Origin of the sequence: Vibrio sp. 779(2023) (assembly GCF_033344285.1) — a bacterium.
Classification (GTDB): domain Bacteria; phylum Pseudomonadota; class Gammaproteobacteria; order Enterobacterales; family Vibrionaceae; genus Vibrio; species Vibrio alginolyticus.
This window is the reverse complement of sequence record NZ_JAWPOM010000232.1, coordinates 1-1,034: the sequence shown is the minus strand read 5'-3', so window position 1 is coordinate 1,034 and position 1,034 is coordinate 1. Positions and strand designations below refer to the sequence as shown.

At 48.0% G+C, this 1,034-nt stretch carries 1 protein-coding gene; it reads right to left on the bottom strand.

All coding sequences use genetic code 11. From position 1 onward, the window contains the following. Nucleotides 1-65: 65 nt before the first annotated feature. The coding region (lolE, locus tag R8O70_RS26295) for a lipoprotein-releasing ABC transporter permease subunit LolE (RefSeq protein ID WP_318184598.1) at nucleotides 66-1,034 on the bottom strand (969 nt) is incomplete at its 5' end.

The following is a 1,034-nucleotide window of genomic DNA, read 5'->3' as shown; positions in this document are numbered from 1 at the left end:
AGAGTACTTAGCAAAATAAGTCATCGCTAACAACGATGTCTACGAGGCTAGCTTTCCTTCCTTCGCTACTTAGCACTCAAAACCGCGGCAGGGTTCAGTTTCGCTGCGCGAGAAGCTGGGTACCAAGTGGCCAATAGGCTTAATACGATAGCGGTGGTCGACACCAATGCAACGTCAGGCCAATGCAACTGCGATGGAAGAAAGTCCACAAAGTAGATATCACCCGATAAAAACTGGTGTCCTATTAAGCCTTCAAGCCCCTTAATGATTGGAGTTAAATTTAACGCAACCAACACACCAACAAGGCTACCGACAAGGCTACCAAACACTCCAGAGAAGACGCCCTGCCAAACGAAAATACGTTTAATCAGACCATCTTTTGCCCCCATCGTACGCAAAATTGCGATCTCTGCTGCGCGGTCCTTCACCGCCATCATCAATGTCGAGACGATATTGAAACACGCCACACCAATCACTAATACCATGACTAAATACATGATCGTGCGTACCAACTGAATGTCACGGTAGAGAAAGCCAAACTGCTGCTGCCAACTCTTCAAATATACGTACACATTCACTAGGTTGCCGACTTCTCGAACGATCGAAGGCGCATCAAGAACATCATCGGTTTTTAGAGAAATTCCAGTTACGCCGTCTCCTAAACGAGCGTATTGCTGCGCATCCGCCAGCGGAACTAAAGCCAATGAATGATCAATTTGGCCGTTCAACGTCAAAAAGCCCGCCACTTTGACGCGCACACGTTTCGGCGCTTGAACTTTATTTGTGCCACCCGTTTGAGGAATCATCAACGTGACGTAGTCACCGACTTGCACCTTCAACTCATTTGCAACTCCTCGACCTAAAATCACTTGTTGTTGGCCTGAGTAAAAGTTTTGCCACGCCTCTGGATCAATAAAGTCAGACATGCTCGACACCGCTTGCTCATACGCAGGATCCACACCACGCACTTCAATCGCCTTAAGTTTGCTGCCTTTTTCGGCTAAACCTGTAAAGCGGACGTACGGAGCGGCAGC